Origin of the sequence: Streptomyces sp. NPDC005492 (assembly GCF_040605995.1) — a bacterium.
Lineage (GTDB): Bacteria > Actinomycetota > Actinomycetes > Streptomycetales > Streptomycetaceae > Streptomyces.
Genome location: NZ_JBEXDX010000018.1, coordinates 69,059 through 87,164, shown reverse-complemented (window position 1 = coordinate 87,164; position 18,106 = coordinate 69,059). Strand labels below are relative to the sequence as shown.

The following is an 18,106-nucleotide window of genomic DNA, read 5'->3' as shown; positions in this document are numbered from 1 at the left end:
CGCCCGCGTGATAACACAGCACTGCCGCAGACGTAACCCCATCCCTCCATGCAATTTTAAATTTCCCTCGGTAAATTCAATTCGCATGACTGCCACCCAAGCAGACCTGCAGATCGACCGCCCCACGGTGGCCGACGGCGCCGCGTTGTGGCGTATTGCCAAGGACTCGAACACCCTCGACCTGAACTCGTCGTACAGCTATCTGCTGTGGTGTCGGGACTTCGCCGGTACGTCCGCCGTCGTGCGGGACGAGCGCGGGGAACCGGTCGGGTTCGTCACGGGGTACGTGCCGCCGGACCGGCCCGGCACCCTGCTCGTGTGGCAGGTGGCCGTCGACGCCGCGCAGCGTGGGCGCGGGCTGGCCGCCCGGCTGCTCGACGGACTCACCGAGCGGGTCGCGGCCGAGTACGGGGTGACCGGGATCGAGACCACGATCACGCCCGGCAACACCGCCTCCGAGCGCCTCTTCACCTCGTACGCCGAACGCCACGGCGCCCCCGTCGAGCGCACGGTGCTGTTCGAGACCGGCGACTTCCCCGACGGGCCGCACGATCCCGAAGTGCTGTACCAGATCGGCCCGTTGAGTCTCTGAGACCCCGCCCGCTCTCCACCCCCCACACACCTAGGAGCGATTCCGCGTGACCATCACCCAGCCCGATCTCAGCGTCTTCGAGACCCTGGAGTCCGAGGTCCGCAGCTACTGCCGCGGCTGGCCCACCGTCTTCGACCGGGCCCGGGGCAGCCGTATGTACGACGAGGACGGCCACTCCTACCTCGACTTCTTCGCGGGTGCCGGCTCGCTCAACTACGGCCACAACAACCCTGTCCTGAAACGGGCGTTGATCGACTACCTGGAACGCGACGGCGTCACCCACGGGCTCGACATGTCGACCGGTGCGAAGCGCGCGTTCCTCCAGACCTTCCAGGACCTGGTGCTGCGGCCCCGCGATCTGCCCTACAAGGTGATGTTCCCGGGCCCGACCGGCACCAACGCCGTCGAGTCCGCGCTGAAGTTGGCGCGGAAGGTGAAGGGCCGCGAGTCGATCGTGTCGTTCACCAACGCCTTCCACGGAATGTCGCTGGGGTCGCTGGCCGTGACCGGCAACGCCTTCAAGCGGGCCGGTGCCGGTATCCCGCTGGTGCACGGCACGCCGATGCCCTTCGACAACTACTTCGACGGCAAGGTTCCCGACTTCCTCTGGTTCGAGCGGCTGCTGGAGGACCAGGGCTCCGGCCTCAACAAGCCCGCCGCGGTGATCGTCGAGTCCGTGCAGGGCGAGGGCGGCATCAACGTCGCCCGGCCCGAATGGCTGCGCGCGCTGGCCGAGTTGTGCGAGCGCCAGGACATGCTGCTGATCGTCGACGACATCCAGATGGGCTGCGGGCGCACCGGCGCGTTCTTCTCCTTCGAGGAGTCGGGGATCGTGCCGGACATCGTGACCGTGTCCAAGTCCATCAGCGGCTACGGCCTGCCGATGTCCCTGTGCCTGTTCAAGCCCGAGCTGGACATCTGGGAGCCGGGCGAGCACAACGGCACCTTCCGTGGCAACAACCCGGCGTTCGTCACCGCGACCGCCGCGTTGGAGACGTACTGGGCGGACGGGTCCGCGATGGAGAAGCAGACCCGGACGCGCGGCGAGCAGGTCGAGCAGGGGCTGATCTCCATCACCGAGGAGAACCTCGCCGACGTCAAGGAGTACCGGGGCCGCGGGCTGGTCTGGGGCCTCGAGTTCAAGGACCCGGAGCGCGCCGGCCGGATCTGCGCCCGCGCCTTCGAACTCGGCCTGCTCGTCGAGACGTCGGGCCCGCAGAGCGAGGTCGTGAAACTGCTGCCCGCGCTGACCATCACCCCCGAAGAGCTGGACGAGGGCCTCAGCATCCTCGCCCGAGCCGTACGCGAAACCGTCTGACCCCACAACTGACCCGACCTCAAGGAGGCGTCACAGCACCGTGATTGTCCGTTCGTTCAAGGAACTCGAAGGCACCGACCGGCATGTGAAGGCCGCGTCCGGTACCTGGGAGAGCAAGCGCATCGTCCTCGCCAAGGAGCGGGTCGGCTTCTCGCTCCACGAGACCGTGCTCTACGCGGGTACGGAGACGTCGATGTGGTACGCGAACCACATCGAGGCCGTCGTGTGCGTCGAGGGCGAGGCCGAACTGACCGACAACGAGACCGGGCGGACGTACACGATCACGCCCGGGACCATGTACCTGCTCGACGGACACGAGCGGCACACGATGCGGATCAAGGAGGACTTCCGCTGCATCTGTGTCTTCAACCCGCCCGTCACCGGACGGGAGGACCACGACGAGAACGGCGTCTACCCGCTGCTCACCGAGCCCGAGGAGGTGTGACGAGCATGACCACCGTCACCGATCTGTACCCCAGCCGCGGCACCACCGAGGTGTCCGTCCCGCGCCAGGACCCCGTCGTCTGGGGCTCCCCCAGCACCCCCGGCCCGATCCCGGCCGGTGACCTCCAGGCCTTCGAGCGCGACGGCTTCCTCGCCATGCAGGATCTGCTCGGGGACGACGAAGTCGACGTCTACCGGCGGGAGTTGGAGCGCCTTGTCACCGATCCGACGATCCGGGCGGACGAGCGGTCGATCGTCGAGCCGAAGTCCAAGGAGATCCGGTCGGTCTTCGAGGTGCACCGGATCAGCGAGGTGTTCGCCCGGCTGGTGCGCGACGAGCGGGTCGTCGGGCGGGCCCGGCAGATCCTCGGCTCGGACGTGTACGTCCACCAGTCCCGGATCAATGTGAAGCCGGGCTTCGGGGCGAGCGGCTTCTACTGGCACTCGGACTTCGAGACCTGGCACGCGGAGGACGGTCTGCCGAACATGCGGACCGTGTCCGTGTCGATCGCGCTCACCGAGAATTACGACACCAACGGCGGGCTCATGATCATGCCGGGCTCGCACCGGACGTTCCTCGGCTGCGCGGGCGCGACGCCCGAGGACAACTACCGCCAGTCGCTCCAGATGCAGGACGCGGGCACCCCGTCCGACGAGGCGCTGACCTCCATGGCCTCGCAGTACGGCATCAAGTTGTTCACGGGCCGGGCCGGTTCGGCGACCTGGTTCGACTGCAACTGCATGCACGGCTCCGGGGACAACATCACGCCGTTCCCGCGCAGCAACGTCTTCATCGTGTTCAACAGCGTGGAGAACAAGGCCGTCGAGCCGTTCGCCGCGCCGATACGGCGGCCCGAGTTCATCGGGGCGCGGGACTTCACGCCGGTGAAGTGAGGGACGCGGGCGGCGAGGGGGTCAGAGCCAGGCCAGGGCCGCGGCCTGCTCCAGTACGTTCCGTACGGCCCCTTCGTCGCCCGTCGCCCCGCGCGGTACCGCTTCAGGTCAGCCCCCCAGGACCTCCAGCAGGCGGTCGACGTCCTGGGGGGTGTTGTAGAGGTGGAAGGCGGCGCGCAGGTTCCCGGCGCGGTCGGAGACCGCGACTCCGGCCGTGCTCAACTCGCCCTGGCGGTGGCCGAGTCCGGGGACGGAGACGATCGGTGCGCCGGGCGACGGGACGGGTTCGTGGCCGAGGTCGGCGAGGCCGGTGCGGAAGCGGTCGGCGAGGGCCAGGTCGTGGGCGCGTACGGCGGGCAGGCCCAACTCCTCCAGCAGGGCGAGGGAGTGGCGGGCTCCGGCGTAGGAGAAGAGAGCCGGGCTCTCGTCGAACCGGCGGGCGGAGTGGGCGAGTTCCTCGACCGGGCCGTAGCAACTGTCCCAGGGCTCCTCTCCCGCGACCCAGCCCGCGAAGATCGGGTTGAGTCCGCCGAGGTCCGCCGGAGTCACCAGGAAGGCCACTCCTCGGGGGCAGACAAGCCACTTGAAGCCGACGGAGGCGACGTAGTCGTAGGCGCCCGCGTCGAGGTCGAACCAGCCGGCGGCCTGGGACGCGTCGATATACGTACGCGTGCCGTGTTCGGCCGCCGCCGCCCGGAGTGCGGGCAGATCGGCGATACGGCCGTCCGCGGACTGGGCGGCGCTGACCGCGACGAGCGCCGTGCCGGGGCGTACCGACTCGGCGATGCGCTCCAGCGGGACGCTGCGCACCTTGAGGTCGGCGCGCATGTGGAAGGGGTTCACGACGGAGCTGAAGTCGGCCTCGGCGGTGAGGACTTCGGCGCCGGGCGGCAGCGCGGCGGCGATCAGTCCGCTGTAGACCGCGACCGAGGCCCCGGCCGCCACCCGGTCGACCGGCACCCGCACCAGGCGCGCGAAGGCGGCGCGGGACGCCTCGACATCGTCGAACATGTCGGTCGGCGTGCCGATCGCGGCCGCCTCGATGGCGGTACGCATGGCGGTGACGGTACGGGTCGGGAGAAGGCCGCTGCTCGCGGTGTTGAGGTAGGTGTTCTTCGGGGCGAACTCGGCGCGGACGAGGCTCTCGAAGGTCTCCATGGCACCACTCTGCGGGCCGGTGCGCCCCCCGTCCATTGCGATTTCTTGCCGGAATCCTCTAAGGAACACTTATGGGTCGGCGCTGACCTGCGGTTTTCAGGACTGCGGAACCGCGCAGCCGTCGGGACCGCAGGCCTCCGCGCCGCCGTCGCTGTCGGCATCGATCAGCTTGAGGGGCGCGTGCTCGCCCCAGGCCTGGGTCAGTGCCTGGGCGAAGACCTCGGCGGGCTGGGCGCCGGAGACGCCGTACTTGCGGTCGAGGACGAAGAAGGGGACGCCGTTCGCGCCCAGTTCGGCGGCCTCGCGCTCGTCGGCGCGGACGTCGTCGGCGTACGCGGTCGGGTCGGCCAGTACCTTGCGCGCGGCGTCCGCGTCGAGGCCCACGCCGGCCGCCAGGTCGACGAGGCGCTCGTCGTCGGCGAAGACGGAGCGCTCCTCGGCGAAGTTCGCCTTGTACAGCGCCTGGATCAGCTCGTCCTGGCGGCCCTGCTCCTTGGCGAAGTGGAGGAGGCGGTGCATGTCGAAGGTGTTGCCGTGGTCCCGGTCGTGGGTGCGGTAGTCGAGGCCCTCGGCGGCTGCCTGGGCGCCCAGGTTGTCCTCACCGGCCTGCGCCTGCGCCTCGCTCATGCCGTACTTCTTGGTGAGCATCTTGAGCACGGGCTGGACGTCGCCCTTGGGGCGGTTCGGGTCCAGCTCGAAGGACCGGTGGACGACCTCGACGCCGTCGCGGTGCGGGAAGGCGTCCAGGGCCTTCTCGAAGCGGGCCTTGCCCACGTAGCACCAGGGACAGGCGATGTCCGACCAGATCTCGACGCGCATTCTTCGGCTCTTTCCAGGACGGGGGGCGAGGAGGATGAAACGGAGACTGCCTCCGTCTCCCCCGTGAACGTTCAAGCAGCGCGCTTCATTCCCCGGCCAGGAGCAGCCGCATCCCCAGAGTGCCGAGGCCGAGCGCCACCGGTCGGCGCCGACGTGGAACCGGAACAGCTTGACCGTTTCCGCGGGGCCGCCCTCCGGCGCACGGGGAAGGCGGCGATGCCACGGTCATTGATCATGCAGGCAATGACGTGGTGGCCGTCGCTTCGGTTGCGAGGCGGGTGAACTGGGCCCGGTAGGCGCTGGGGGTGAGGCCGGTGCGGCGGACCAGGTGGGCGCGGAGGGAGTCGGCCGTGCCCAGGCCGCAGGCATGGGCGACCTGGTCCATGGGGAGGGCGGTGGTCTCCAGGAGTTCCTTGGCGCGCTCGATGCGCTGGTGGAGCAGCCACTGGAGGGGGCTCACTCCGCTCTCCGCGTGGAAGCGGCGGGTGAGGGTGCGGACGCTGACGCCCGCGTGCCGGGCCAGGTCGGTGAGGGTGAGCGGCTTGTCGAGGTTGCGCATGGCCCAGCCCCGGGTGTCGGCGCAGGCGGTGCCGCGCTCGGGCGGCAGCGGGGTCTGGGTGAACTGGGTCTGGCCGCCCGGCCGTACGGGTGCGACGAGGGCGAGGCGGGCGACCTCGTTGGCGACGGCGGCGCCGTGGTCGGTGCGGATGATGTGCAGGCAGAGGTCGATACCGGCGGCGTATCCGGAGGAGGTCAGGACCTGTCCGTCCTGGACGTAGAGGACGTCGCCGGTGAGGTCGACCCGCGGATAGCGGCTGCGCAGTTCCGCCGCCTGGTTCCAGTACGTCGTGGCCCGGCGGCCGTCCAGCAGTCCCGCCTCGGCCAGGGCGAACGCGCCGCTGCAGATGGAGGCGATGCGCTTGCCCTCGGCGGCGGCCTCGCGGAGGGCGGCCACCGTGCGCGGGTCGGGTGTGTACCGGTGGCCGGTGCCGACGACGAGGACCATGTCCGCGTCGCGCACGACGTCGAGGCCGTGCCGGACATGCAGGTCGAGGCCGCCCGTGGTGGGGACGGGCCCCGGCTCCGGGGCGCAGATGACCGTGTCGTAGCCCGGCTCCCCGTCGATCTCGACCCGGTCGAACAGCAGCTCGGGGATGGCCAGGTTGAACATCGAGACGGGGGTCGCCGCGACGACGGCGACCCTGCGAGGACGACTGGACCGGGTCATGGCCAGAACCTCCGGATGTATGGCGTTCGGGCCGCTACTGTACGCCGTCGCGATTGCGCAGCATGGGGGCATGACGACGACCACCACTCAACTCGGGCCCCGTACCGGCGGTTTGACCCCCTCCTCCCCCGTCCTCACGCTCACCGCCGCCCTCCTCGGCTTCGCGCTCATCACCCTCGACGCGTCCGTGGTGAACGTGGCGCTGCCGTCGATCGGAACCGCGCTCGGCGGCGGGATGTCGGGGCTCCAGTGGGTGGTCGACGCGTACACGCTGTCCTTCGCCGCCCTGATGCTGTCCACCGGCGCCTTCGCCGACCGGGTCGGGGCAAGCCGGGCGTACGCGATCGGCATCGCGGTCTTCACCCTCGCCTCGGCGGCCTGCGGCCTGGCCCCGGACCTGCCGACGCTGATCGGCGCGCGCGTGCTTCAGGGCGTGGCCGCGGCGGTCGTCCTCCCCGCCTCGCTGTCCCTCGTACGGCAGGCCTACGCCGAACCGGTACGGCGGGCGCGGGCGGTGGCGACCTGGGCGGCCGGCGGCTCGGTGGCGGTGGCCCTGGGTCCGGTGGCCGGGGGTGCGCTGACCACGGTCTGGGACTGGCGGGGCATCTTCTTCATCAATCTGCCGTTGGGCGCGGTGGCGCTGGTGCTGCTGGTCCGGGCGCCTCGTTCGGAGCGCCGTCGGGCGCCGCTGGATCTGCCGGGTCAGTTGACGGCGGTGGTGGCGCTGACGGCGGTGACGTTCGCGGTGATCGAGGGCGGGGTGACCGGGATGGTGGCGCTGCTGGTCGCGGTCGTCGCGGGCGCGGCCTTCGTCCGGATCGAGCTGCGCCAGGCCCACCCGGTGGTGCCGCTCGGTCTGTTCCGCAGTCGTGCGGTGTCCGTGGCGGTCGCGGCGGGTGCGGCGTGCAGTGTCTCCTTCTACGGCGTGGTCTTCCTCTTCTCCCTCTTCTTCCAGCAGGTGCAGGGCCGTTCGGCGTTGTACGCCGGGCTGATGTTCCTGCCGATGACGGGGGTGATCCCGGTGACGAACATCGTGGCGGGCCGACTGTCGGCGCGGTACGGGGCAAAGCTGCCGATGCTGGCCGGGCAGGTGCTGGCCGCCGTGGGCGCCCTCGTCCTGCTGTACGTCGACGCGAGCACGCCCCCGCTTCTGGTGGGCGTGCTCCTCGTGCCGCTGGCCCTCGGCTGCGCGCTGACGGTCCCGCCGCTGACCGCCGTGATGATGGACGCGGTACCGGCCGAGCGGGCGGGCCTCGCGGCCGGTGTGCTCAACGCCGCGCGGCAGGTGTCGGGGGGCCTCGGGATCGCCGTGTTCGGGGCGCTGGTCTCCGACGGGTTCACCGCGGGCCTGCGGGAGAGCCTCGGGACCGGTGCGGCCCTCTTCGCCGTGACGGCCCTGCTCAGTTTCCGTCTCTCAGGTCGTCCGGCCAACTCGGCCTGAACTCAAGGTGGTCGTATGTCACGACGCACCCCTGGCCCATCGGCGACTGGGTCATGAAGCCGACCAGGGCCGCGTCCGTCTCCTTCTCGTCGCCGAGGGTGAAGAGGCGGACGAAGGTCCAGCGGTCGCCGTCGAGGGAGGCGTGGAAGGCGAAGGCGCGGCCGGTGCGGCTGATCCGGAGCCACACCGAACTCCCTTCCACAGTGAAGGAGTTGGCGTCGTCGGAGTGTCCCCGGGTGACCACCGTGCAGACGGTCGGCACATCCGGGGAGTACTCCAGGCACAGCTTGGCCCAGGCCCGCTCACCGACATGGACGTAGAGCACCCCGGCGTCGAACGAGCCCGCGAACCCGACGGTGACGCGCGCTATGAGCTGGAAGTCGCCGTGCGGCGCCCCGAGCAGCCGGGGTGCGTCGGAGGCGGGGTCGAGCGCCTCGCCGGTGGGCGGGACGAACCGGTCCTGGCGGGGACCGGCCCATCCGGTGAGCACACCGTCCTCGTACGACCAGTGCCCGTCGGGCCCGTACGTACGGAGGGGGAAGGGCAGTTGGGAGATCTCCAAGTCCATTCACCCACTATCCCAGGCCCGGAGATCTCCGGGCCTACCGCTCCAGTCGCCCGTCGTAACGCCGGGGCAGACCCAGCGGGTTGTCGTCCCGCAGCTCCAACGGCAGCAGCGCTTCAGGGGTGTTCTGGTAGGCGACCGGCCGCAGCCAGCGCTCGATCGCCGTACCGCCCACGGACGTGGAGGTCGAGGTCGTCGCCGGGTAGGGGCCGCCGTGGTGCTGGGCCGGTGCGACGGCGACACCCGTGGGCCACGCGTTCACCAGCACCCGCCCGGCCAGCGGGGTGAGTTCGGCCAGGATCTCCGCCCCGCGCCCTTCACCGGCCGCTTCCTCCGCCGACAGGTGGACCGTCGCCGTGAGGTTGCCCGGCAGTCGCGACAGCACCGCGTTCGCCTGGGTGTCGTCGTCGTAGCGGGCCACCACGGTGACCGGCCCGAAGCACTCCTCCAGGAGCAGGTCGTAGGACCCCTCGGCGGTGAGCTTCTCGGCCGGCACGGTCAGGAATCCGGGGCTCACGGTGTGCTCGCCGCCCGCGCCGGGCGTCACCGGCGAGTCCACGTCGGGGAGTTGGGCGCGCTCGGTGACTCCGGCGAGGAAGTTGTCGCGCATCCGGTGGTCGAGGAGGACCCCGGAGTCGGTGTTGCTGACCGCGTCGGTGAGGGACTTGAGCAGGCCGTCGCCGGCGGAGCCGGACGGGACCAGGACCAGGCCGGGCTTCACGCAGAACTGGCCGACGCCCAGCGTCATCGAGCCGGCGAGCCCGGTGCCGATCGCCTCGGCCCGCTCGGCCGCCGCCGCCTCGGTGATCACCACGGGGTTGAGGGAGCCCAGTTCGCCGTGGAAGGGGATCGGGACCGGTCGGGCCGACGCCGCGTCGAAGAGGGCGCGGCCGCCCCGAACGGAACCGGTGAAACCGGCCGCCGAGACCAGCGGGTGCTTGACCAGCTCCACACCCGCCTCGAAGCCGTGCACCAGACCGAGGACGCCGTCCGGGATGCCCTGCTCGGCGGCGGCCCGGCGCAGTACCTTCGCGACCAGCTCGGACAGGCCCGGGTGGTCCGGGTGGGCCTTGACGACGACCGGGCAGCCGGCCGCCAGCGCGCTCGCGGTGTCACCGCCGGGGACCGAGAAGGCGAAGGGGAAGTTGGAGGCCGAGTAGACCGCGACCACGCCCAGCGGCACCTTGTAGCGGCGCAGGTCCGGGATCGGCGGGGTGGCCGTGTCGTCGGGGTGGTTGATGACGACGTCCAGGAAGGCGCCCTCGTCGACGATGTCCGCGAACGCGCGCAACTGGTAGCAGGTGCGGGCCAGTTCACCGGACAGCCGGACCGGGCCGAGCGCGGTCTCCGCGTCGGCGACCTCGACGAGGTGCTCCTTGGACGCTTCGAGCTGGTCGGCGGCGCCGCGCAGGAAGGCCGCGCGGACCGTACGGTCGGCGAGGGAAGCGCGTGCCGCGTGGGCGGCGCGAACGGTGGCGTCCACCTCCTGGGCTGTGGCCTCCACCGCAACCTGTTCCCGCTGCTTCCCGGTTCGGGGGTCGACACTCCAGACTGGTGCTGCTGCCACCGCGGGTCCCTCCACATGTCATGCCGCAGATCTGGGTCATTCACCAGGGTCGTTCGATATGCTGAACGCTGTCTCTGATGATGAATATGCTCTCCGAGACTATATCTTCTGGTTCTCGTCGAACGAAGGGGTCAACGGCGATGTCGGCAGGCGAGACAGGCGGCGGGGCACAGGTCAAGTCCGCGGTGCGGACGGTGGAGCTGCTCGAATACTTCGCCGGCCGGCCCGGTATGCACTCCCTCGCGGCGGTGCAGGAGGCCGTCGGCTATCCCAAGTCCAGCCTCTACATGCTGCTGCGCACCCTGGTGGAGCTGGGCTGGGTGGAGACGGACGCCACGGGCACGCGGTACGGGATCGGGGTACGGGCGCTGCTGGTGGGCACCTCGTACATCGACGGCGACGAGGTGGTCGCGGCGGCCCGACCGACGCTGGACCGGCTCTCCGACGACACCACGGAGACCATCCACCTCGCCCGGCTCGACGGCACCAACGTGGTCTATCTGGCCACCCGGCAGTCGCAGCACTATCTGCGCCCCTTCACCCGGGTCGGCCGCCGGCTCCCCGCGCACTCGACCTCGCTGGGCAAGGCGCTGCTGAGCACCTACTCGGACGAACAGGTGCGCAAGATGCTCCCGGAGACGCTGCCCGCGCTCACGGAGCACACGATCACCGACCGGGAGAAGCTCATCGAGGAGCTGCACCAGGTCCGCGAGCAGGGCTTCGCCGTGGACCGCGAGGAGAACACGCTGGGGCTGCGCTGCTTCGGGGTCGCTATCCCGTACCGCACTCCGGCCCGGGACGCGATCAGTTGCTCGGTGCCGGTGGCCCGGCTGACCCCCGCACACGAGCAGATGGTGAAGGACGCCCTGTTCGACGCCCGCGACCGGCTGACCCTCGCCACCCGGAGGCTCTGACTCATGCAGGTCGCGCTCCGCCCGATCCACGACAGTGATCTGCCGGTCTTCTTCCGGCACACGAACGACCCCGAGTCCGTCCGGATGGCCGCCTTCACCCACCAGGACCCGGCCGACCGCGACGCCTTCGACGCGCACTGGAAGCGCATCCGCGCCTCGGCCGACGTGGTGCCGCGCACGATCCTGGTGGACGGCGACGTCGTGGGCAACGCGGCGGTGTACGGCGAGCCCGGCGAGCGCGAGGTGACGTACTGGATCGACCGCGCCTACTGGGGCAAGGGCATCGCGACGGCCGCGCTGCGCGACCTGCTGGCCGAGGTGCCCGAACGCCCGCTCTACGCGCGCGTGGCGGCCGACAACGCGGGCTCCCGGCGGGTGTTGGAGAAGTGCGGGTTCCGGGTCAGCGGGCAGGACCGGGGGTTCGCGAACGCGCGGGGCGAGGAGATCGACGAGCTGGTGCTGACGCTGGGTTCGCGAACGGCCGACGACTCGTGAACGAGCGCTGATGTCACGAACGCCGATTTCACAAGCGCTCGTTTTCATGAGCGCTCAATGAGAAAAGCGCCGTAAGGGAACGATTCGTTCCCGCCCGGTCGTCTTCAGAGCGGGATGAACAAGACGATCAGGCGCGCCTCCGTTTTCGCACTGCTCCTCGTGCTGGCTCTCCTCGTGAGAGCGACCTGGGTGCAGTTCTACGACGCCAAGGCGCTCGCGGACGACACGGACAACCGGCGCAACGCGATCGAGACGTACGCGGACCCGCTCGGCAACATCATCGTGGCCGGGAACGCGATCACCGGCTCGGCGCGGACGGGGAGCAGCAGCGACCTCGCGTACAAGCGCACCTACACGGACGGCAAGCTCTACGCGGCGGTGACGGGCTATGCCTCGCAGAGTTATGCGCCGACGCAGTTGGAGGGGATCTACGCGAATCTCCTCGACGGCACGGACAGCGGTCTGAAGACCGTCATGGACACGGTCACCGGCGAGCGGGCCGCCCCGGGCAACGTGGTCACGACGATCGACCCGGCCGTGCAGAAGGCCGCCTACAGCGCGCTCGGTGACAAGAAGGGTGCCGCCGTCGCGATCGATCCGACGACCGGCAAGATCCTCGCCGTCGTCTCGACCCCGTCCTACGACCCCTCGTCGCTGACCGACGCGAACACCGCCGGCTCGGCCTGGAAGACGCTCAACGCGGACGCCGACAAGCCGCTGACCAACCGTGCGCTGCGCCAGCCGCTGCCGCCGGGCTCCACGTTCAAGCTCGTGGTGGCGGCGGCCGCCCTGGAGGACGGGCTCTACTCCTCGGTGGACCAGAAGACGACCAGCCCCTCGCCGTACACCCTGCCGGGCACGGTCACGCCGCTGAGGAACGAGAGTTCGTCCGCTCCCTGCACGAACGCGTCGATCCGGGTCGCGCTCCAGTACTCGTGCAACACCGTGTTCGCGAAGATGGCCGTCGACCTGGGGCAGGACAAGGTCAGGGCGATGGCCGAGAAGTTCGGCTTCAACGACGACAAGCTGGACATCCCGGTCCGGGCGTACCCGAGCGTGTACCCGTCGAACATGGACCGGTCGTCCACGGCGCTGACCGGTATCGGCCAGTACGACGTGACGGCCACCCCGCTCCAGATGGCCATGGTGTCCGCCGCTATAGCCAACGGCGGCAAGCTGGTCTCGCCGCACATGGTGTCGGAGACCACCGACAGCGGCGGCGATGTACTGAAGAACTACGACGACAGTACGACGACGAAGCAGATCGTCAGCTCCGGCACCGCCCAGCAGCTCCAGTCCGCGATGCAGACGGTCATCACCAAGGGCACCGGCACGAACGCCCAGATCTCCGGGGTCACCGTGGGCGGCAAGACGGGCACGGCCCAGCACGGCGTCAACAACGACCAGTCGCCGTACGCCTGGTTCACCGCCTACGGCAAGTCCGACTCGACGAACCAGCAGGTCGCGGTGGCGGTGGTCGTGGAACAGTCGGACGCGGCGCGGTCGGAGATCAGCGGCAACGGCCTGGCCGCCCCCGTGGCCAAGGCCATGATGGAGGCGGCCCTCAAGAACTGAGACCGACCGGCTACTTCACACCGAGGATCTGCTCCACGGGGTCGATCGCGAAGTACACCAGGAACAGCGCCGAGACGCCCCACAGCAGCCAGTTGACCTCCTTGGCCTTGCCGAGCACCGCCTTGATCACGACGTACGAGATGAACCCGGCTCCGATGCCGTCGGTGATCGAGTACGTGAACGGCATGGCGGCGATGGTGAGGAACGCCGGGATGGCGATCTCGTACCTGTCCCAGTCGATGTGCTTGACGTGGGTCATCATCAGGAAGCCGACCGCGATCAGCGCGGGCGCCGCCGCCTGCAGCGGGACGATCGTCAGCAGCGGGGTCAGGAACAGCGCGAGGCCGAAGAGACCACCGGTGATCAGGTTGGAGAAGCCGGTGCGGGAGCCCTCGCCGACGCCGGACGCGGACTCGATGTAGGCGGTGTTGGAGGAGGCGGAGCCGATGCCGCCGGCGACCGCGGCGGCGCCGTCGATGAACAGGACCCGGCCGATGTTGGGCACCTGCCCCTCCTCGTCGAGGAGACCGGCCTCGGCGCTGATGCCGACGATCGTGCCCATGGCGTCGAAGAAGTCCGACAGGATCAGCGTGAAGATCAGCAGGATCACGGTGATCGCGCTGGTCTCGCCGAAGGCCCCGAACAGGCTGAAGTGACCGATGAGCCCGAAGTCGGGCGCGGCCACGATCTTGTCCGGCACCTTGGGGGTCATCAGGCCCCAACTCTTGATGTCGGCGGCCGAGTTGATGATGATCGCGACGACGGTCATGGTGACGATGCTGATCAGGATCGCGCCCTTCACCTTGCGGGCGAACAGCGCGATGGTCAGCAGCACCCCGAGACAGAAGACGAGCACGGGCCAGCCGGTCAGATGACCTACGGCGCCGAGCTGCACGGGCACCGTCGTCTCGGCGGCGTCCGGTATACGACTGACGAACCCGGCGTCGACGAAGCCGATGAACGCGATGAACAGGCCGATGCCGACGCCGATGGCCTGCTTGAGCTGCTGCGGGATCGCGTTCATGATCGCCTCGCGCAGTCCGGTGAGGACCAGGACGCAGATCAGGACGCCCTCGATGACGACGAGGCCCATCGCGTCGGGCCAGCTCATCAGCGGGGCCAACTGGAAGGCGACGACGGCGTTCAGGCCGAGGCCCGCGGCGATGGCGAGCGGCAGATTGCCGCCGACACCCATGATGACGGTCATCACACAGGCCACCAGGGCGGTGGCGGTGACCAGCTGGCCGGTGTCGAGCGTGTGCCCGAACTTGTCCTTGGCGCTGCCCAGGATGATCGGGTTCAGGACAAGGATGTAAGCCATCGTGAAGAACGTGGCGAAGCCGCCGCGTATCTCACGGCCGAAGGTGGATCCCCGTTCGGAGATCTTGAAGAACCGGTCGACACCGTTCGTCGCCGGTGGTTCGGCACTTGGCCGCTCGGCCACCTTCTGGGACTCGGACATGCGGGTACTCCTCGTTGCCTCAATGATCTGTGCGCGGATGCTGGCTGGATTGTTCCCGCGTTGAACCTGTTTCAGGTTTTCCCCGTGTTACGGAATCGGGGTCGGTCGGTCAGACGATGTTCGAAGGCCTGTACCAACCCACCCAGTTGATCACTGCTACGCTCCGGAACTCGTCGGGCTCACCCCCGGATGATCACGTGTCAACCACACGGCACACACAAACCGCAGCGAGGAGAGGTCCACCGTGGGCACAGTCGTCGACGACGCCGCCTCCGTGGAGTTCCATGCCTTCTTCGAACGCCACTACGCCGAACTGTCCAGGTTCGCCCATCTGTTGACGGGCGAGGCGGACGCCGCCGACGATCTCGCGGCCGACGCGCTGCTCGCGCTCTGGCACCGCTGGGACCGGGTGCGCGCCGCCGACCATCCGGCGGCCTACGCCCGCGGGGTGGTCGCCAATCTGGCCCGCACCCGGATCCGCAGCGCGGTGCGCGAGCGGCGGCGGGTCGCCCTGTTCTGGTCGCAGCGCGAGGAGAAGACCGAGAACCCGGACGTGGCCGGCGCGGTCGACGTCCAGGAGGCCCTGCGCAGACTGCCGTTCCGCAAGCGGGCCTGTGTGGTGCTGCGGCACGCCTTCGATCTCTCGGAGAAGGACACCGCGCTCGCCCTCGGCATATCCGTCGGTACGGTTAAGAGCCAGACCTCGAAGGGCATGGCGGAGTTGCAGCGGTTGCTCGGACCGCAGAGCCCTCCGCTGCGGATGCACGCGGCGATGGCACGCGGCGGCGAGACCGGAGGGAGGAACCGATGAGACACCAGGACGTGCACGAGGAGCTGAGCGCCAGGCTGCACGAAGCGGCCGAGAGGCACGAACCCGACCGGGCGCGCATCCTGGCGCGGCTCGAACGCGGCATGGCCGCGCAGTCCCGCCCCGATCACCGGGCCACCCGGCCGCCCGTGTACGGCTGGGTGCGGGTCGTCAGCGCCACGGCCGCGGTGGCGAGCGTCCTCGCGATCGGCGGCTACGCGGTGGCGTCCGCGGTGAAGAGCGACTCCCCCGCCCAGCAGACGGTGTCCGTCTCCCCGACGCCCACACAGTCGCCGGCCGCGACGAGCCAGGCCCCGGTCAAACCGGTCGCCCCGAAGCCCAGTTCGGACTCCGGCGCCCCCTCGCACAGCTCTCCGAAGGCGAGCGTCTCCCCGACCCGTTCCGCGACCGCCACGCCGTCCACTCCGGTGCTGCCGACCGCTTCCGGCACCGAGGACGGCCCGCTGTGGTCGGACGGCTCGATCGACCCGGGCAGCAATGACTTCTGGGCGCAGAGCGATGTCACCCTGAAGACGACCAAGCAACTCACCGCGCTCACCGTCCAGTTGAAGATCAAGCAGACCGGCGGGGTCACCTCGACGGGCTCCTGGCGCTCACTGCCGGAGGACGACTTCACGCTGACCGTGGCCGAGCAGGACGGGTTCCTGGTCTACACCTGGGTGCTCAATGAGGGCCGTACGGTCGCGGCCGGCGAGTGGGTCTTCGCCGGGCAGTACGACCATGAGCGCGGCGGCCGGGACGCGAAGGACGACAGCTACTCGGCGGCGGGTACGACGGGTGCGGCGGGTGGCCAACAGCTCGCGGTGAAGGGCGACTTCGCGGCGCAGAAGTCGTAGCCGGCGGTCGTGGAAAAAACTTCTCGCGGGCGGCAACCCTTTCCCGGCCGGTGACGACCAGGAGGCGCAAGGTTCCTCTCGCACGGAGTCACACGGAGCAAGTCGCTTGAGCACGCACAAGAAACACCTCACCCGCAGGCGGGTGCTCGGGGCCTCCGCGATCGGTGTCGCCGCCACCGGCGCGGCCGTCGCGGGCGGCACCGGCCTCCTCACTTCCGCCTCCGCAGCCGCCTTCGGATACACCGACGACGGCTCCAACTACGTGATCACCACAGGCGCTTCACTCGTCGTCAAAATCTCCAAGTCGACCGGCGACATCACGTCCCTCACCTACAAGGGCAAGGAGTACGAGGGCTACGGCGGCAAGCACTCGCACGTCGAGTCCGGCCTCGGCGCCTCCACGGTCACAATCAAGCAGTCGGGGTCTACGATCCTCGTGAAGGTCGTGCACGGGGCGATCACCCAGTGGTACGCGGCCCGCAGCGGCGAGAACAACGTCTACCTGTGGACGAACAAGGCGGACGCCTCCTTCACCGCGACCCGCTACATCGTGCGGGTGAAGCCGGGGATGTTCCCCAACTCCGGCTCGGACGCGTGGGATTCGACCACCGACACGATCATCGAGGCCGGTGACGTCTGGAAGCACCCCGACGGCACGACCCGCTCCAAGCACTACTCGGGCAAGCGGACCATCGACTACGACCACGTCGGCTTCACCACCGGCTCGGTCGGCCTCTGGCTGATCCGTTCCAACCACGAGAAGGCGTCCGGCGGCCCCTTCTACCGATCCCTGCTGCGCCACTCGAACGAAGGCGGCGCCGGGCTGTACGAGATCCTGCACTACAACGAGGCCCAGACGGAGCCCGAACGCTTCGGCCTGCAGGGCCCGTTCGTGGTGGCCTTCACGGATGGCGCAGCCCCCTCGTCCTCACTCTCCGCAGCAAACCTCGACACCTCTTGGGCGGACTCGCTCGGCATCACCGGCTGGGTCGGCAAGGCGGGCCGCGGCAAGGTGGCGGGAGTGGGCCTGAAGGGCATGGATGCCAACTACCCCTACACGGTGGGGTTCTCCAACGCGGACGCGCAGTACTGGACGAAGGCCGCGGCCGGCACCGGCGCGTTCTCCTGCAAGGGGATGCTGCCCGGGACGTACACGTTGACCGTCTTCAAGGGCGAACTCGCCGTGTACACCGGGTCGGTGACGGTGACGGCGGGCGGTACGACCTCCCTGCACACCTTGAGCATCACCGGCGACCCCTCCAACGCCTCGGCGGTCTGGCGGCTCGGGGACTGGGACGGCACGCCCGGCGAGTTCAAGAACGCCGAGCTGATGACGTACGCGCACCCCTCCGACGCCCGGGCGGCGAAGTGGACGGGGAACGTGACGATCGGGAGCGGGACGGAGGCGGCATCCTTCCCCGCGTACCTGTGGAAGGACGTGAACGACGGCGTCCTCGTCTACTTCAAGCTGACCGCTGCGCAGGCCGCCGTGGCACACACGCTGCGCGTCGGGGCGACGACGGCGTACATCAACGCCCGCCCCCAAGTCACCGTGAACGACTGGGTCTCGGCGATCCCCACCCCACCCACACAGCCCGCCACGCGCGATCTCACCACGGGTTCCTACCGCGGAAACAACCACACGTTCGTTTTCAACGTCCCTTCCAGTGCGTGGAGTTCGGATGTCTCGAAGTACAACGTCCTGAAGCTCAACGTAGTCAGTGGTTCGACAGGCTCGGCGTACCTCAGCCCGGGCACGTCGTTCGACTGCATAGACCTGCTGACCTGAGCCCCCCTCGGTCAGCAGAGCGACGCCCCTGCCGGTGACGATCGGTGGGGGTGTCGTGTTGTGGAGGGCAGCGGTCGGTGGCCAGGTTCTGGTAATAGTCGGCCGTGGCAGGAGACCTGTGGACCCCAGTGATTTCGATGGCCGGTGTGGCTGTAGGTGGTGCGTTGACGCATCTGACTC

At 69.5% G+C, this 18,106-nt stretch carries 17 protein-coding genes; 11 read left to right on the top strand and 6 right to left on the bottom strand.

What is annotated here, in order from left to right:
- Window positions 1-85: 85 nt before the first annotated feature.
- From ectA to thpD, 4 genes are read left to right on the top strand one after another with little or no spacing between them, the layout of a single operon-like run.
- Window positions 86-592 carry a diaminobutyrate acetyltransferase gene (ectA, locus tag ABZT04_RS24205; RefSeq protein WP_356059049.1) on the top strand — a complete coding sequence of 169 codons (507 nt, stop codon included), beginning with the start codon at window positions 86-88 and terminating at the stop codon, window positions 590-592.
- A 46-nt stretch (window positions 593-638) separates the two neighbouring features.
- Entirely contained in the window at window positions 639-1,910 is a 1,272-nt protein-coding gene (ectB, locus tag ABZT04_RS24200) for a diaminobutyrate--2-oxoglutarate transaminase (protein WP_356059048.1), read from the top strand.
- Between the two features lie 40 nt (window positions 1,911-1,950).
- Window positions 1,951-2,355: an ectoine synthase gene (locus ABZT04_RS24195; protein WP_356059047.1), complete on the top strand. Its 405-nt coding sequence runs from the start codon at window positions 1,951-1,953 to the stop codon at window positions 2,353-2,355.
- A 5-nt stretch (window positions 2,356-2,360) separates the two neighbouring features.
- Window positions 2,361-3,248, top strand: a complete 888-nt coding sequence (thpD, locus tag ABZT04_RS24190; RefSeq protein ID WP_356059046.1) for an ectoine hydroxylase — start codon at window positions 2,361-2,363, stop codon at window positions 3,246-3,248.
- A 108-nt stretch (window positions 3,249-3,356) separates the two neighbouring features.
- Here the strand turns inward: thpD and ABZT04_RS24185 are convergent, their stop codons facing one another.
- From ABZT04_RS24185 to ABZT04_RS24175, 3 genes are all read right to left on the bottom strand, one after another.
- A complete protein-coding gene (locus ABZT04_RS24185; RefSeq protein WP_356059045.1) occupies window positions 3,357-4,406 on the bottom strand; it encodes an aminotransferase class V-fold PLP-dependent enzyme in 1,050 nt (349 codons plus the stop codon).
- A gap of 96 nt (window positions 4,407-4,502) precedes the next feature.
- Window positions 4,503-5,225: a DsbA family oxidoreductase gene (locus ABZT04_RS24180; protein WP_356059044.1), complete on the bottom strand. Its 723-nt coding sequence runs from the start codon at window positions 5,223-5,225 to the stop codon at window positions 4,503-4,505.
- Between the two features lie 232 nt (window positions 5,226-5,457).
- Complete coding sequence (locus tag ABZT04_RS24175; protein WP_356059043.1) at window positions 5,458-6,453, bottom strand: helix-turn-helix domain-containing protein; 996 nt, start codon at window positions 6,451-6,453, stop codon at window positions 5,458-5,460.
- 70 nt (window positions 6,454-6,523) lie between these two features.
- Here ABZT04_RS24175 and ABZT04_RS24170 point away from each other — a divergent pair, with 70 nt between their 5' ends.
- Window positions 6,524-7,894 carry an MFS transporter gene (locus ABZT04_RS24170; RefSeq protein WP_356059042.1) on the top strand — a complete coding sequence of 457 codons (1,371 nt, stop codon included), beginning with the start codon at window positions 6,524-6,526 and terminating at the stop codon, window positions 7,892-7,894.
- On the opposite strand, the gene ABZT04_RS24165 is transcribed toward ABZT04_RS24170, so the two are convergent.
- On the bottom strand, window positions 7,854-8,462 hold the full coding sequence (locus ABZT04_RS24165; RefSeq protein ID WP_356059041.1) for a DUF1349 domain-containing protein: 609 nt from the start codon (window positions 8,460-8,462) through the stop codon (window positions 7,854-7,856). The genes ABZT04_RS24170 and ABZT04_RS24165 overlap by 41 nt on opposite strands.
- 34 nt (window positions 8,463-8,496) lie before the next feature.
- Window positions 8,497-10,026 (bottom strand): aldehyde dehydrogenase (NADP(+)), encoded by a 1,530-nt coding sequence (locus ABZT04_RS24160; protein ID WP_356059040.1) that lies wholly within the window; start codon window positions 10,024-10,026, stop codon window positions 8,497-8,499.
- A gap of 140 nt (window positions 10,027-10,166) precedes the next feature.
- Between ABZT04_RS24160 and ABZT04_RS24155 the strand changes: the two genes are divergently transcribed.
- The 3 genes from ABZT04_RS24155 (at window position 10,167) to ABZT04_RS24145 (ending at window position 13,010) form a co-directional block, all read left to right on the top strand.
- Window positions 10,167-10,940 carry an IclR family transcriptional regulator gene (locus tag ABZT04_RS24155; RefSeq protein WP_019067473.1) on the top strand — a complete coding sequence of 258 codons (774 nt, stop codon included), beginning with the start codon at window positions 10,167-10,169 and terminating at the stop codon, window positions 10,938-10,940.
- A 3-nt stretch (window positions 10,941-10,943) separates the two neighbouring features.
- Entirely contained in the window at window positions 10,944-11,435 is a 492-nt protein-coding gene (locus tag ABZT04_RS24150) for a GNAT family N-acetyltransferase (protein ID WP_356059039.1), read from the top strand.
- Between the two features lie 114 nt (window positions 11,436-11,549).
- Window positions 11,550-13,010: a penicillin-binding transpeptidase domain-containing protein gene (locus tag ABZT04_RS24145; protein ID WP_356059038.1), complete on the top strand. Its 1,461-nt coding sequence runs from the start codon at window positions 11,550-11,552 to the stop codon at window positions 13,008-13,010.
- Window positions 13,011-13,020: 10 nt separating this feature from the next.
- On the opposite strand, the gene ABZT04_RS24140 is transcribed toward ABZT04_RS24145, so the two are convergent.
- Window positions 13,021-14,472, bottom strand: a complete 1,452-nt coding sequence (locus ABZT04_RS24140; RefSeq protein WP_356059037.1) for an NCS2 family permease — start codon at window positions 14,470-14,472, stop codon at window positions 13,021-13,023.
- Window positions 14,473-14,716: 244 nt separating this feature from the next.
- Here ABZT04_RS24140 and ABZT04_RS24135 point away from each other — a divergent pair, with 244 nt between their 5' ends.
- From ABZT04_RS24135 to ABZT04_RS24125, 3 genes are all read left to right on the top strand, one after another.
- Window positions 14,717-15,283 carry a SigE family RNA polymerase sigma factor gene (locus ABZT04_RS24135; RefSeq protein ID WP_355912744.1) on the top strand — a complete coding sequence of 189 codons (567 nt, stop codon included), beginning with the start codon at window positions 14,717-14,719 and terminating at the stop codon, window positions 15,281-15,283.
- The gene (locus ABZT04_RS24130) at window positions 15,280-16,137 is read left to right on the top strand and encodes a hypothetical protein (RefSeq protein ID WP_356059036.1); all 858 of its coding nucleotides are present in this window, start codon (window positions 15,280-15,282) and stop codon (window positions 16,135-16,137) included. Before ABZT04_RS24135 ends, ABZT04_RS24130 begins: the two co-directional genes overlap by 4 nt.
- 106 nt (window positions 16,138-16,243) lie before the next feature.
- Window positions 16,244-17,926, top strand: a complete 1,683-nt coding sequence (locus ABZT04_RS24125; RefSeq protein ID WP_356059035.1) for a rhamnogalacturonan lyase B N-terminal domain-containing protein — start codon at window positions 16,244-16,246, stop codon at window positions 17,924-17,926.
- The last annotated feature ends 180 nt before the right edge of the window (window positions 17,927-18,106 follow it).